At 73.9% G+C, this 12,596-nt stretch carries 15 protein-coding genes and 1 riboswitch; of the genes, 6 read left to right on the top strand and 9 right to left on the bottom strand.

Annotation, left to right across the window (positions count from 1 at the left end):
* Positions 1 to 22: 22 nt before the first annotated feature.
* Complete coding sequence (locus tag ACFO3J_RS05650; protein ID WP_386426691.1) at positions 23 to 670, top strand: hypothetical protein; 648 nt, start codon at positions 23 to 25, stop codon at positions 668 to 670.
* Positions 671 to 679: 9 nt separating this feature from the next.
* On the top strand, positions 680 to 1,123 hold the full coding sequence (locus ACFO3J_RS05655; protein ID WP_386426692.1) for an ankyrin repeat domain-containing protein: 444 nt from the start codon (positions 680 to 682) through the stop codon (positions 1,121 to 1,123).
* Between the two features lie 46 nt (positions 1,124 to 1,169).
* Here ACFO3J_RS05655 and alc read toward each other — a convergent pair whose 3' ends face one another.
* Positions 1,170 to 2,393 (bottom strand): allantoicase, encoded by a 1,224-nt coding sequence (alc, locus tag ACFO3J_RS05660; RefSeq protein WP_386426694.1) that lies wholly within the window; start codon positions 2,391 to 2,393, stop codon positions 1,170 to 1,172.
* Between the two features lie 5 nt (positions 2,394 to 2,398).
* Positions 2,399 to 2,644, bottom strand: coding sequence for a hypothetical protein (locus ACFO3J_RS05665; protein ID WP_386426696.1), 246 nt, complete (start codon positions 2,642 to 2,644; stop codon positions 2,399 to 2,401).
* 47 nt (positions 2,645 to 2,691) lie between these two features.
* Positions 2,692 to 2,777, top strand: a riboswitch (ZMP/ZTP riboswitch).
* Between ACFO3J_RS05665 and ACFO3J_RS05670 the strand changes: the two genes are divergently transcribed.
* Positions 2,750 to 3,979, top strand: coding sequence for a phosphoribosylaminoimidazolecarboxamide formyltransferase (locus ACFO3J_RS05670; RefSeq protein ID WP_386426698.1), 1,230 nt, complete (start codon positions 2,750 to 2,752; stop codon positions 3,977 to 3,979). It overlaps the preceding riboswitch by 28 nt.
* Positions 3,980 to 4,023: 44 nt before the next feature.
* On the opposite strand, the gene ACFO3J_RS05675 is transcribed toward ACFO3J_RS05670, so the two are convergent.
* Together ACFO3J_RS05675 and ACFO3J_RS05680 are read right to left on the bottom strand one after the other, a co-directional pair.
* Positions 4,024 to 4,821 (bottom strand): crotonase/enoyl-CoA hydratase family protein, encoded by a 798-nt coding sequence (locus ACFO3J_RS05675; RefSeq protein WP_386426700.1) that lies wholly within the window; start codon positions 4,819 to 4,821, stop codon positions 4,024 to 4,026.
* 99 nt (positions 4,822 to 4,920) lie between these two features.
* Positions 4,921 to 5,553, bottom strand: coding sequence for a helix-turn-helix domain-containing protein (locus ACFO3J_RS05680; protein ID WP_386426702.1), 633 nt, complete (start codon positions 5,551 to 5,553; stop codon positions 4,921 to 4,923).
* A gap of 125 nt (positions 5,554 to 5,678) precedes the next feature.
* Between ACFO3J_RS05680 and ACFO3J_RS05685 the strand changes: the two genes are divergently transcribed.
* The 3 genes from ACFO3J_RS05685 (at position 5,679) to ACFO3J_RS05695 (ending at position 8,052) form a co-directional block, all read left to right on the top strand.
* Positions 5,679 to 6,461 (top strand): AzlC family ABC transporter permease, encoded by a 783-nt coding sequence (locus ACFO3J_RS05685; protein ID WP_386426704.1) that lies wholly within the window; start codon positions 5,679 to 5,681, stop codon positions 6,459 to 6,461.
* A complete protein-coding gene (locus tag ACFO3J_RS05690) occupies positions 6,458 to 6,781 on the top strand; it encodes an AzlD domain-containing protein (protein ID WP_386426706.1) in 324 nt (107 codons plus the stop codon). Before ACFO3J_RS05685 ends, ACFO3J_RS05690 begins: the two co-directional genes overlap by 4 nt.
* A gap of 182 nt (positions 6,782 to 6,963) precedes the next feature.
* Positions 6,964 to 8,052, top strand: a complete 1,089-nt coding sequence (locus ACFO3J_RS05695; protein WP_386426708.1) for a phosphatidylinositol-specific phospholipase C domain-containing protein — start codon at positions 6,964 to 6,966, stop codon at positions 8,050 to 8,052.
* Between the two features lie 167 nt (positions 8,053 to 8,219).
* Here ACFO3J_RS05695 and ACFO3J_RS05700 read toward each other — a convergent pair whose 3' ends face one another.
* From ACFO3J_RS05700 to ACFO3J_RS05720, 5 genes are all read right to left on the bottom strand, one after another.
* A complete protein-coding gene (locus tag ACFO3J_RS05700; protein ID WP_386426710.1) occupies positions 8,220 to 9,116 on the bottom strand; it encodes a L,D-transpeptidase family protein in 897 nt (298 codons plus the stop codon).
* A gap of 165 nt (positions 9,117 to 9,281) precedes the next feature.
* The gene (locus tag ACFO3J_RS05705; RefSeq protein ID WP_386426712.1) at positions 9,282 to 9,863 is read right to left on the bottom strand and encodes a TetR/AcrR family transcriptional regulator; all 582 of its coding nucleotides are present in this window, start codon (positions 9,861 to 9,863) and stop codon (positions 9,282 to 9,284) included.
* Positions 9,864 to 9,937: 74 nt separating this feature from the next.
* A complete protein-coding gene (locus ACFO3J_RS05710) occupies positions 9,938 to 10,300 on the bottom strand; it encodes a DUF1304 domain-containing protein (protein ID WP_386426714.1) in 363 nt (120 codons plus the stop codon).
* 84 nt (positions 10,301 to 10,384) lie between these two features.
* Positions 10,385 to 11,131 (bottom strand): alpha/beta fold hydrolase, encoded by a 747-nt coding sequence (locus ACFO3J_RS05715; RefSeq protein WP_386426716.1) that lies wholly within the window; start codon positions 11,129 to 11,131, stop codon positions 10,385 to 10,387.
* Between the two features lie 695 nt (positions 11,132 to 11,826).
* Positions 11,827 to 12,591, bottom strand: a complete 765-nt coding sequence (locus tag ACFO3J_RS05720) for an SRPBCC family protein (protein WP_386426718.1) — start codon at positions 12,589 to 12,591, stop codon at positions 11,827 to 11,829.
* Between the last annotated feature and the right edge of the window lie 5 nt (positions 12,592 to 12,596).

Below are 12,596 nucleotides of genomic sequence, written 5' to 3' on the forward strand. Positions count from 1 at the left end.
TCCTGACGGAGGGGTGATGCCCATGTCAGGTCGAGGGTGGCGAGCGGCCGGAGTGGCGGCCGGGGCGCTGGCGTTGCTCGCCGGCTGCACCGCCGGCGGTTCGGAGCCGGCCGACAAGGCGCCGCCGGCCGTGGCCTCCGCTCCCCCGCCGGTGGGCAGCATCGCGCATCCGCGCCCGGTGGAGTGCGTCGAGGGCACCAGCACCTACCGGCCGCCGACGGCGGCCCACGGCGCTCCAGCGAAGTCGGGAGCCCCTTCGGGCCCGGCCTCGGCCGCGCCGCCCGCCTCCAGGAACGATCTGTCGGCCGGCGGCCTGATCCTGCACGGCGCCGCGGCGCTGGCCGACGGTGACCAGCAGGCCCGCGGGGTCCACAACGCCGACGGCTGGCACTACCGCGTCGACTCCGAGGTCCAGGACTCCCGGCCGGTCACCGTCACCATCGGGGCCGAACAGCGTGCGAGGGTCGGTCTGCAGTACGGGATCGGCTACGGCATGTCCCCGGCCCCCTCGGTGTCCTTCCACGGCTGCCCCGGCGCCTCCACCGTCTTCATCGGCGCGTTCTTCGTGGCCGGGGACGGGCGCGCCTGCGTACCGCTGGACGTCCGGGTCGGCGACGGTCCCTCGCGGCGTGTGGTGATTTCCTTTTTCGACGGTCGCTGCCCTGCGTAGGGTGGGGCCATGACCGAGCCCACCCCCGATCCGACCCCTGGCACCGGCCCCGCGAACGACCCGGCCGGCGCCCCCGATCCCGAGCTCGTCGAGTTCGCGACCCGGCTCTTCGACCTGGCCCGGCAGGGCGACGCGGCCCAGCTGGCCGCCTATGTCGACGCCGGGGTCTCCGCGAATCTCACCAACGACCGCGGTGACACACTGCTGATGCTCGCCGCCTACCACGGGCACGCGGGGGCGGTGCGCGCGCTGCTGGAGCGCGGCGCCGAGCCGGACCGGATCAACGACCGGGGGCAGTCGCCGCTGGCCGGCGCGGTCTTCAAGGGCGAGCAGGACGTGATCACCGCGCTGCTCCAAGCCGGCGCCGACCCCACCGCGGGTACACCCTCGGCCGTCGACACCGCCCAGATGTTCGGCAAGGACGAACTGCTGGCGCTCTTCCGCGGCGAGTGACCCCTCGTCAGGGCTTCCGGGCTTCCGGGCTTCCGGCCGCGGCTCGCTAACTGATCGCCCCGGTCCGTTCGGCCAGCCGCGCCGCGCCCCCGGGAGTGAGGGAGCCGTGCAGCCGCAGCCGGGAGATGCCGCCGTCCGGGAAGATCTCGATCCTGGCGTGAGTGGCGGGCAGCCGGTCGACCAGGAAGCGGTGCAGGGTGTCGGGCTGGAGGCGGACCCGGGGCAGCAACTGGACCCACGCGCCGTCGGCGCCGTCGCGTACCGAGAGCGACGCCCAGCCCGCGGCGTTGCCCTTCAGATAGGCGGTGTCGATCTCCACGGCCCGGATCCGGCCCTGCTCCACCAGCCGGTACTGGATCCAGTCGTGCCCGCTGTCGCGGCGGCGGCGAGTCTCCCAGCCCTCGTCCATCCTGCCGGAGCGGCCCGGCAGGATGGTGTGCTCCGGCGGCGAGTAGAAGCGGTCGGAGGCGTCTTCCACCATGCCGCCGTTCTCCAGCGCGACCAGGTCGAAGGTGCCCAGTTCGGCCAGCCAGCCCGGATCGGGGACCACTTCGCCGGGAACCCGCAGCCGGGCGATGCCGCCGTCGGGATGCTGGCGCAGCCGCAGATGGGTGAAGCGGCGCTCCAGGTGGACGGTGAAGGCGTTCTCCGCGTGGCCGCCGATCTCGGTCCGGGGAATCAGCGGGGTCCACTCCACCTCCGGGTCGAGCAGGTCCCCGGGTGCGGCGGACAGGGAGTGGGAGGCCGCCTCCACCGAGACGGCCCGCGGGTAGTTGCCGCGGAAGTGCGCGGTGTCGACGACGATCCCGCGCACGATCCCCGGCGCCCCGAGCCGTACCAGCGCCCAGTCGTGGTCGTCCGGATCGGGGTGCGGCGCCCGCTCGGACCGGCCGCGGCGGCGCCTGGTCTCCCAGCCGTCCATCACCTTGCCCTTGTGGCCGAAACGCTCGGGGTCGAACCCCGCGGGCCCGGGCAGCAGCAGATTCTCCCGCTCGGCGAAGAACTCGTCGTTGGCGGCGATCACCCCGGCGCCCAGCCGCCGGTCGGCCAGGTCCGCCAGCCCGGCGAAGGGCAAGGCGGCCTTGCGGTAGTCCGCGTAGGGATCGCCGCCAGCATAGGGCCGCGCGTCCCCGGTGAAACCGGTCAGCGCCGTGAAGGCGGTGGAGGTGGTGGCACCGGTGTCCGCCCTGCCGTCCGCGCCGGCAGCGCCGGCCGTTCCCTCCCGGACCGTGTCCCGCTCCTGCGGCGTCATCGCGTTGTCTCCCGTCACATTCCTCACCGTCTCCTTCTGTCGGCCGCCCCCACTCTCTCAGGAGGCCGCCGCGCCCGACCGGTGCTGGCGCGGGCTGACCCCGCGGGATGATCCTGGAAGTCCCGCGCCGGGATGCCGGTGAACACCGGCTGGAGCATGTAGCCGACCGACTCGGAGTCGAAGACCAGCGCGTCCGGCAGCAGCGCGGCCGGCTTCTCGGACGTGGTGGTCTTCCCGACACCGGAGGTCCCGTTGATCCGGACGATCATGGCGGCCGGCCTACCCGCGGGGCCGCGCGGGCGCGGCGGGTAGAGTCGCCGTTGGGCGCGACTGGCGAGGGTGGAGGACCACCGGGGAGCGGCCCAGCAGTCCGGATGAGCGTCGACCGCCTGGGCGCCTCACATCAGCGAGGCGGTACGGCTGTGGAGGCCCCGGTGGAACTGCGGTACGGACTCAATCCCCAGCAGGGCCGGGCGAGCGCCGAGCCCGTGACAGCGGGCGCGTGGCCGCTGCGGGCGCTGAACGGCGACCCGTCGTACATCAACCTGCTGGACGCGCTGAGCGGCTGGCGGCTGGTACGGGAGGCGTCGGCGGCGCTGGGGCGGCCGGTGGCGGCGTCCTTCAAGCATGTCTCCCCGGCCGGCGCGGCGCTGGCCGGACCCGTCGACGGCCCGACCGCGGCGTTCTACGGCTTCGACCCGGTGGAAGGCATCGCGAGCCCGCTGGCCAGCGCCTATGTCCGGGCCCGCGACGCCGATCCGAAGTCGTCGTACGGCGACTTCGCCGCCGTCTCGCACCCGGTCGACGCCGAACTCGCCGCGCTGCTGGCCCGCGTGGTGTGCGACGGCATCGTCGCCCCCGGTTACGAGCCCGGCACGATGGCCGCGCTGAGCGCCAAGAAGCGGGGCCGCTTCCTCGTCCTTGAGGCCGATCCGACCTATGTGCCGCCGGAGTTGGAGCGGCGGGAGATCTACGGCCTGCGGCTGACGCAGGCCCGCGACGAGGTGCCGCTGACCACGGAGCTGCTCGGCAATGTGGTGTGCGGGCAGGCGCCGGTGCCCGCCGCCGCTGCCGAGGATCTGCTGCTCGGGCTCGCCGTGGTGCGCGACACCCAGTCCAACGCGGTCTGTTACGTGCGGGACGGGGTCACGCTCGGCATCGGCGCGGGCCAGCAGTCGCGGGTCGACTGTACGCGGCTGGCGGGCGCGAAGGCGGCCGGATGGTGGTTGCGCCGCCATCCGGCGCTGCAGGCGATGGAGTTCGGCGCGGCGGTACGACGCCAGGAGCGCGTCAACTGGCAAGTCCGGATCGCCGAGGGCGACTTGACGCCCAACGAACGCCTCCGGCTCGCGGCGGCCCTCGACGTGCCCGCCCCCGAGCCGACCGACGAGGACCGGCGGGACTGGGCCGCGCGCCTCACAGGTGTCGCCTTCGCCTCGGACGGCGCGCTGCCCTTCCGCGACAACGTCGATCACGCGGCCCGCTACGGCGTGCGGTGGATCGCCGAGCCGGGCGGCTCCCTGCGCTCCGCCGAGGTCGCCGAGGCCTGCGAGGAGCACGGGATCACCCTGGTGCGAACCGGGCTGCGGCTCTTCCAGCACTGACCGGCGGCCGGGCCGAGCACCGGTGATCCGGCCCGGCCCCGGCGTCAGGTGCCGAAGGCGCCGTGCCGGCCCTCCCCGGCGGCGAACCGGGCCGCACCGGCTCCGGCCTCCCGCAGCGAGATCCGGCCATGGGCCAACTCGCCCGCCAGCGCCTCCTGTTCGGACCGGCCGTCCTGTTCCAGCAGGGAGAGCCGGTCCTGGCGCAGGCAGGTCTGCGGGAAGGCGGCCAGTTCGGCGGCGAGTGCCTCGGCGGCGGCGCGGGCGGTACCCCGGGGCACCACCCGGTTGACGAGACCGATGGCGAGCGCCTCGGCGGCGTCCACCGGCCGGCCGGTGAGCACCAGGTCCATCGCCCGGCCGGCGCCGATCAGCCGGGGAAGCCGTACAGTTCCGCCGTCGATCAGGGGCACACCCCAGCGGCGGCAGAAGACCCCCAGCACCGCGTCCTCCTCGGCCACCCGCAGATCGCACCACAGCGCCAGTTCCAGACCGCCCGCGACCGCGTGGCCGGAGATCGCGGCGATCACCGGCTTGCCCAGCCGCAGCCGGGTGGGCCCCATCGGGCCGTCGCCGTCCTCGGCCACCCGGTTGCCGCGGCCGGTCCCGATCGCCTTGAGGTCGGCGCCCGCGCAGAAGGTGCCGCCGTCGCCCCACAGCACCGCCGCGGCCGCTTCCCCGTCGGCGTCGAACTCCCGGAAGGCGTCGGCGAGCCGGACCGCCGTCGGACCGTCCACGGCGTTGCGCGCGGCGGGCCGGGACAGCACGACGGTGGTCACCGGTCCGGCGCGCTCGATCCGTACGGCGGACCGGTCGTCGGGCTCTCCGGTCGCGGTGCGTCCCATCATCGGTCTCCTGCCGTCGGAAGTCGGGAGTCGGGGCGGGGGCGGGGGCGGGGGCGGATCATCAGGCCTGGTATCGGGCGGGGCGCAGGTGGCGGCGCCTCAGCGGTGCTCCTGGATCAGCACCGCGGCCGTATCCGGCTCCAACGCCCGGAAGACGTGCGCGACATCGCCCGGGTAGGCCACGTAGTCCCCCGGGTTCAGCTCGACCGGTTCGTCGGCGACGCCGACCAGGGCCCGTCCGGCGCTCAGCACCACATGCTCGGTCACTCCCGGCATGTGCGGGTCCGAGTCGCGCGAGGTGCCCGGCTGGGCGGTGATCACGTAGAGGTCGCGGCGGGCGTTCGGCGGGCAGGAGGCGAGCAGCGTGGCGACGTAATCGGCGTGTTCGGCGGTGAAGGCCAGGCCCTCCCCGGCCCGGATGATCCGCACCTGGGGCCGGGGCGGGTCGACGAGCTGGGCGAACGGCACATCGAGGGTGACGCTCAGCGCCCACAGCGTCTCCACGCTCGGGTTGCCGGTGCCGGACTCCAGCTGGGAGAGCGTCGATTTGGCGATACCCGCACGGCGGGCGACCTCGGTGAGGGAGAGCCCCACCCGGCGCCGCTCGCGCCGCAGGGACGCGGCGATGGTCGCGAGCGGCGCGCCGGACTCGGCCGCTGCAGTACCGCCCGCTCCGGCGTCCGTTCCCGTGCCCGTGCCGCCTTCGCCGTGAGGACCCCCACTGTCCGCCATGGCCGTCGTCCCTTCGCCGTGTCCGCGCCGTGTGCCCGCCGTGTCCATGGTCGCAGCTGCGTTCGCTGAAGAAATCCTATCGTTCGACTTGACGAACCATCAGACCGTGCCGTTCAGTAGATCGGGTGAATCGTTCGATAAAGCGAACCCTGGACCAAGGCCTGGCGCGGGACATCGGGCTGGTGTGCGCCGCCGACGGGCTGGTCGGTGTGTCGTTCGGCGCCATCGCGGTGGGCCTCGGGCTGCCGCTGTGGCTGCCCGTGCTGCTGTCGGTGGTGGTGTTCGCCGGCGCCTCGCAGTTCATCTTCGTCGGGATCGTGGGCGCGGGCGGCAATCCGGTGGCGGCGGTGGCCGCCGGGCTGCTGGTCAACGCGCGCCATCTGCCGTTCGGTTTCGTGGTCGGCGACGTGGTCGGCGCCGGTCTGCCGCGCCGACTGGCCGGGAGCCATCTGATGGTGGACGAGACGGTGGCCTTCACACTGGCGCAGGACGGGCCGGGGCGTCGGCGGGCCGCCTACTGGGCGTGCGGGCTCGGGCTGTTCGCCTGCTGGAACCTCGGCGTGGTGGCGGGCGCGTTCGGCGGCCGGGCGATGGGCGACCCCGACACCTTCGGGCTGGACGCGGCCTTCCCCGCGGTCCTGCTCGCCCTCCTGCTGCCCTCCCTCGACAACACGGCCACCCGCAGGGCGGCTTCGGCCGGCGCCGCGATCGCGCTGGCCGCGACCCCCTTCCTCCCCGCTGGCCTTCCGGTCCTGCTCGCCCTGGCCGGCGTCGCCGTCGGCCTCCCCCGCCGCCGGCCGGCGGCAGCGGCCACCGGCGTCCCGGACCCGTCCGCCGCGGACCCCGGCGTCGCCGACCCCCCGACCGCGGCCCCCGCCGGCCACCCGACCGATCGGACCTCACCGTGACCTCCGCCACCGGCCTCGTTCTCGCCACCGCCGTCCTCGGCGCGGGCACCTTCGCCTTCCGCCTCGCCGGACCGGTGCTGCGCGCCCGCGTCACCCTCTCCCCCCGGGTGGAACGCCTCACGGCCGTCGCCGTGGTCGTCCTGCTCGGCGCCCTGGTCGCCACCTCCGCGCTCACCGAGGGGCACGGCTTCGCCGGCGTCGCCCGACCGGTGGGGGTGGCCGTCGGCGGTCTGTGCGCCTGGCGCCGGGCGCCCTTCGTCGCGGTGGTCGTCGCCGCCGCCGTCACCACCGCAGCTTTGCGCCTGCTCGGCGTCGACTGACCCAGCTTTTTATCGGAAAAGACGAGTTCAGCCCGGTCCCGCACCCCGGGAGTTCGGCGTGAATCGGAGCTGACAGCGGGATTCCAGATCGTGTTACGTGTCATGTCTCCGTCGATTCACACATGGCCGTCACCGTCCTGGACGGAGAGCCACCCCCCACTGGAGGAGACGTGACCGGTCCTATGACCCGTCGTCGAGTTACCCTTCGTCCGCGTACGGCCCTGCGTACCGCGCTGCTCGGTACCCTCACCGCGTGCCTGGCGTTCACCGCCGCCGGGCCCGGCGGCGCCGCTTCCGCCGCCGACACGAATTCCCTGCCGCTGTCCGGCGCCACCGTGTCCGGCCTGCACAACACCTATGACCCCGCCACCTTCCCGTACCTGGCGCAGGCGCTGGACACCGGCACCTCGATGATCGAACTGGACGTCTGGGACGACTTCATCACCTCGGAGTGGAAGGTCAGCCACTCCAATCCGCTCGGCAACAGCAACAACTGCGTCAACGCGTCCTCGGCCTCGCAGCTCTACAGCGGCGGTGCCAACAAGGACCTGGAGTCCTGCCTCGACGACGTGCGGGTCTGGCTCGGCGCGCACCCGGGACACGGCCCGCTGGTCATCAAGCTGGAGCTGAAGGCGGGCTTCCAGTCCACCTTCGGGATGAGCCCCGCCAAGCTCGACAGCTCGATCAGCGCCCACCTGGGCAGCCTGGTCTTCAAACCGAACGACCTGCTGAACAAGCCGGGCGGCGGCCAGTACGCCACCCTGGACGACGCCGCCAAGGCGGGCAACTGGCCGACCCGGCAGCAGCTGGCCGGCAAGGTGCTGCTCGAAGTCATCCCGGGCACGGTCGAGGAGGCCAACCCGACCGACACCCTGTGGACGGACAAGGAGTACGCGACCTACCTGCGCGACCTGCACACCCAGGGCAAGACCGCCCAGGCGAACATCTTCCCCTCGGTGCACAACGCCCAGGCCGGCGACCCGCGCACGCGCTACTCGGACGCCACGCTGCGCCCCTGGTTCGTCGCCTTCGACGGTGACGCCGCCACCTACCTCAACGGTTCGATCGACACCAGCTGGTACGACACCAATCACTACCTGCTGTTCATGACCGACTCGCAGAACGTGGCACCGGCCCTGGACGACGTCAACCCGGCGCCGGCCGACGCGGCGGCGCGGGTGGCCCTGCTGGCGAAGGCGCACGCCACGGTCGCCTCGAACGACTGGAAGGGCCTGCCGGACGTGCAGTCCCTGGTCGTCCCGCGCGGCTGACCGCACGCGGACGGACGAAGGAACGGCTGAGCGCCGGGTGTTCACGGTCGTCGTACGGGGCGACGACCGCGACCGCCCGGCGCTCGCGCGTCGGCGTCAGGCAGCCGGCGGCGGCGGCAGGTCGGACGGCGGTGGCGGCAGGTCGGACGGTCGGGCCGAGGCGGACCTCAGGTGGCGAGCGAGGTGTGGTCGCCCATGACGATCACCGGATGGTCGGCCGGCAGCAGGGTGCGCAGCAGTTCGACCATGCGGCTGGCGGGCACGCTCACACAGCCGTGGGTGGGGCCGCCGTGGTCCACATGCACCCAGATCCCGCCGCCGCGGGCCGCGCCGAGCGGCTGCGTGCCGTCGAGCGGCGACGTACCGGGGACGCGGTTGTAGTCGATGGCGATCACATAGTCGAACGCGTCGTCCAGGGTCTCGCCGTCGAAACCGACACCGCCGGCCTGGAACTCGGACGAGTGGTGGTACGGCAGCTTGGAGCCCGGGTCGGCGTCGAAACCGCCGGCGTCGTGCAGCGTGAACACCCCGATGGGGCTGTGCAGATCGCCGGCGTGGTGCGAACTGGTCCAGCCGTCCAGCGCGTTGTGCGCCGGCCAGGTGGCGCCGGGCCGCCAGCGGCCGTCGGTGGTGCGGGACCACAGGGTGACCTCGGCGTCGGGGGAGTTCTTCGCCTTCCCCGAGGCGACCAGCACTTGGTGGCTGGCGGCGGGGATCTCGGCCCGCGTCTTCGGGCCGAGCCCGGGTATGACGGTGGGCAACTGCTCGACCAGGGCCGGCGTGTCGGCCGGCGCGGCCTTCGCGGCGACGCCGGTCGGTACCGTGGCCGACGAAGAAGACGTAGAAGACGAAGAAGCCACCGCGCCGTGCCGTCCGTCGTCCGCGACCGCGGTCCCGCCGTGCCGGCCGACCACCAGATAGCTGGCGCCGACCACCACCAGGCCGACCGCTCCGGCAGTCGCCATCACCACCGGTCGCTTACGGCCACGACGAGGCCGCCGGTGCCGGTGCCGGCCTCGGGTGTCGTTTCCGCGCTCGAACGCGTCGGGGAAATGTTCGGTCATCGCGCCAATCGTCGCAAACCTTCGGCCCGGCGCCACCACCCAGCCCCCACATCCGTCCGTTTCGTCCCAGAGATCACTTTCGTACGGTGGTTCGAAAGACCCGGCCGCTGATCGGTGTTCGGGAGGACCGCCGATCGCCGCGTGGCGGACGCCGGACATGAGCCGTCAGCGCACCGTGCGGTGGACAGCGAGCAGCAGCCGCCAGACCTGCTCGGCGAAGTCCTCCGGAGCCAGGGGGACTTGGCCGTGAATCCAGTCGGCGAGCAGACCGGTGAAGGCGGCGGCGACGGCGGAGGCGGCGAGTTCGGGGCGGGGCGCGCCGGCCCTGACCCGCTCCGCGTACGAGCGTTCGCGCAACTCGCGGTGCAGCAGGGTGCCGAGCGGACCGCCGCCGCCATCGGGCAGCAGGGCGCGGTACAGCCCGGCCCGCCGGTGGACCGCGGTCAGGAAGTCGACGAGCGGCGCCGGCGGCATGTCGGGCGACGGCGAGCCGGTCCAGGCGTGCAGGGCGTCCACCCCGTCCCGTACGACATCGGCGCACGCGTCCACCGCCAGCGCCCGGAGCCCGTCGTAGTGGAGGTAGAAGGTCGCGCGGCCGACTCCGGCGCGGCGGGCCAGCGCCGAGAGGCTGACCTCGTCCAGCGGGCGCAGTTCGCACTCGGCGAGAAGCGCGGCCCGCAGCCGGGCCCGGGTCCGCCGGGTCCGGGGGTCGACCGCCGCCGGGGGATCGCCCGGCTCCCCGGTCACCGGGTCATCCGGTCTCGCCGCCCACGCCGCTCACGCCGCTCACGCCGCTCACGCCGCTCACGCACTCTCGCCGCTCACGCCGCGACGAGGACGGCGATCAGCGCCACAACCGCGGGCGCGCACTGCACATACAGGATCTTGCGCGACGCGGTCGCCGCGCCGTACGCGCCCGCCAGCACCACACAGCACAGGAAGAACACCTTCGCCTGGAAGCCCACCGAGTGGGCTGCGACCAGCCCCCATATCAGCCCGGCGGCCAGGAATCCGTTGTAGAGCCCCTGGTTGGCGGCGAGCGGCGCGGTGGTGCGGGCGCCGGCCGCGTCCAGGCCGTGCAGCGCGCGGCCGCGCGGGCCCTGCCAGAGGAACATCTCCAGGACCAGCACATAGAGATGGAAGGCGGCGACCGCCGCCACCAGGACGTTCGCCACGACGTTCACGTATCCCCCAGGAATCGGCCGGCTCCCCCGCTACTTCCTGGACAACTGTACAGGAAGTAGCAGGGGCGGCTCCCGTTCCTCCCCTCAGTCCTCCCGCAGCAGCGCGGCCAGCAGTTCCTCCGGCCGGCTGAGCGCCACCAGATGGCCGCCGGGCAGCTCCTCGACCTCGACGCCGGGCCCCAACCGGTCGCGTACCACCCGGCGTTGGAAGTCGAGCGGGAAGAAGCGGTCGTCCCGGCCCTGGAGGAAGCGGGTCGGTACGTCGGGCCACCGCGCCAGCGGCCAGGGCTGGGCGAAGATCCCGGCCGGCGGTCCGCCGGGCTCGGCCGCGAAGGCCTCGTCGGTGATCCCGGGCGGCACATCGTGGAAGAAGTCGGTCCGTACGTCGAACTCGGCGTCCGCGCCGCGACGCCCGATGGAGGCGGCGTGGGCGGCCCGCGCCTCGGCCTGCCCGGTGTTGCCCCACCACTCCCCGGCCGTCTCGCCGGGCCGCGGCACCATCGCGTTGACGAGTACCAGCCGGTCCACGGTCCGCCGGGCGCAGACCAGGGGCGCGGAGAAGCCGCCGAGCGACTGGGCGACGACGATCAGCGGGCCGGCGTCATCACCGCTGCCGGGAGCGGGACTTGTGCTCCCCGCGGCGTCGGCGTCCGGGACGGCCTCCCCGATGGCGTCCGTGATGGCGTCGGCGAACGCGTCCAGGTCCGCGGTCGGTTCACCGGGCAGGTCGAGGGTCACCACCTGGTGTCCGCGCGCCCGCAGGCCCGGCACGATCCGGTGCCAGTACCAGGCGGAGCCGTCCGCGCCGGGGACGAGTGCGTAGGTGGCCATGGTCATCACTCCCGTTGCTGCGTGTGCTCGGCGGCGCGGCGGCCCGCCTCGCCCATGCCGGTGAACGTACCGGTCGTGTCGTCGTCCGCCGGGGAGTACGCGGAGGGGAGTACGCGCAGGGGCCGGGCCTTTTGTGCGGCGCCACGCGATTCAGCGGCCCCGGGTCGGGCAGGGCCTCGGCGCGCGCCGCCCGCTCGCGGCAGCGGGAGTACTGCTCGCCGGGGAGGGCTTCGCACGGTGGTCCGGCGCAGTCCTGCCGCCCGGCCGCCCCGACCGGGAGCCGGGCCGGGCGGACGACGGTGCGGGGGCGGGGGCGGGGGCGGCCGGCAAGGGAGCGGCCGCCGACGCCGATCGGGTCCCCGGTCGTAGCGCCGGCGGGGCTGGCATACATCCGGTGGCGGGCGGCCTCACCGCGGCGGTCCGGGTCACGGGGACCGGCCCGCCGTGCGCGGCGAGTTCCGTCCCGGCGTGCCCGACCGCCACACACAGCGCCGCACTCATCGAGGCCAGCGCGAGCGCCCCCGCCACCAGCATTCCTCCGCGCTTCCGCCCGCGCCGCCGACTCCTGCGTCCCACTGCCCCGACCTCCGCAACGCCCGCTCCCGACCCACAGGAGACGGGCGCGGGCCCGCGCGATAACAGAAATTTCCGCCGAGGGGGGAGGGGAGAGGGGGCGGCGAAGGCGGCGGCGCGGCTCAGGCGGAGGCGGGAGCGGCGGGAGCCGCGGGCACCCCGTACACGCCGTCGAGCCAGTGCTTGATGTCGGCTTCGAGGCCGGCCGGGTCCGCGGCCGGGTCGAAGTCGTGCACGGTGACGCCGACGGTGGCGCCGAAGCGGTTGCGGCCGAAGAAGCGGTACATCGCGTGGTCGGTGCGCAGACCGATGAAGTACGGGTCGCGGTAGTCCAGTACGACATCCGTCGCGTGGGCGGCGCCGGGGAGCTGGACATGGACGGTGTGGCCCGCGGCGGCGCGGTCCGGCAGTCCGAGAGCGCGGGCGGCGGCGACCAGCGCGTCCGGGTCGCCCGCCGCGCCCGATCCGTCGGCGCCGGCGAAGACGGCGGGGCGGCCGGTGAAGTGCCGCAGATACTCGCGCAGGGTATGGAGGTAGAAGTCGGTGTGCTTGTCGGCGCCGTCGTACTGGTTGTCCCAGTCGTCGACGAAGATGCCGCTGTGCACGTACCGCACCCATGAACCGCCGCCCTCGCGGGGCTCGATGAGGTGGTCGAGCTGATTGAAGACCTGCCGCGGCCCCTCCTCCGGGCCCTCGCTGCGTCCGGTGAGGCGGTGCGGCGGGTCCCAGGCGGTGACGGTGCCGCCGAAGGGGGCGGCGCCGCCTTCGCGGGGCTCGTACTCCATGGGCCACAGCCAGCCCGCGGTCCCGCTGCTGACCGCTTCCCAGACCTGCTCGGGACTGGCCTCGACCTCGAATTCCCGGACGATCTCGAATGGCTTCGACATGGTGG

This window comes from Streptomyces polygonati, from assembly GCF_042650325.1.
Lineage (GTDB): Bacteria > Actinomycetota > Actinomycetes > Streptomycetales > Streptomycetaceae > Actinacidiphila > Actinacidiphila polygonati.

What these genes read in the sequence shown, in the direction of transcription:
- ACFO3J_RS05700 (WP_386426710.1), bottom strand. Translation starts at nt 9,116, where the DNA reads ATGACCGAACATTTCCCCGACGCGTTCGAGCGCGGAAACGACACCCGA.
- ACFO3J_RS05715 (WP_386426716.1), bottom strand. Translation starts at nt 11,131, where the DNA reads ATGGCCACCTACGCACTCGTCCCCGGCGCGGACGGCTCCGCCTGGTAC.
- ACFO3J_RS05665 (WP_386426696.1), bottom strand. Translation starts at nt 2,644, where the DNA reads ATGATCGTCCGGATCAACGGGACCTCCGGTGTCGGGAAGACCACCACG.
- ACFO3J_RS05670 (WP_386426698.1), top strand. Translation starts at nt 2,750, where the DNA reads ATGAGCGTCGACCGCCTGGGCGCCTCACATCAGCGAGGCGGTACGGCT.
- ACFO3J_RS05675 (WP_386426700.1), bottom strand. Translation starts at nt 4,821, where the DNA reads ATGGGACGCACCGCGACCGGAGAGCCCGACGACCGGTCCGCCGTACGG.
- ACFO3J_RS05695 (WP_386426708.1), top strand. Translation starts at nt 6,964, where the DNA reads ATGACCCGTCGTCGAGTTACCCTTCGTCCGCGTACGGCCCTGCGTACC.
- ACFO3J_RS05650 (WP_386426691.1), top strand. Translation starts at nt 23, where the DNA reads ATGTCAGGTCGAGGGTGGCGAGCGGCCGGAGTGGCGGCCGGGGCGCTG.
- ACFO3J_RS05720 (WP_386426718.1), bottom strand. Translation starts at nt 12,591, where the DNA reads ATGTCGAAGCCATTCGAGATCGTCCGGGAATTCGAGGTCGAGGCCAGT.
- ACFO3J_RS05680 (WP_386426702.1), bottom strand. Translation starts at nt 5,553, where the DNA reads ATGGCGGACAGTGGGGGTCCTCACGGCGAAGGCGGCACGGGCACGGGA.
- ACFO3J_RS05655 (WP_386426692.1), top strand. Translation starts at nt 680, where the DNA reads ATGACCGAGCCCACCCCCGATCCGACCCCTGGCACCGGCCCCGCGAAC.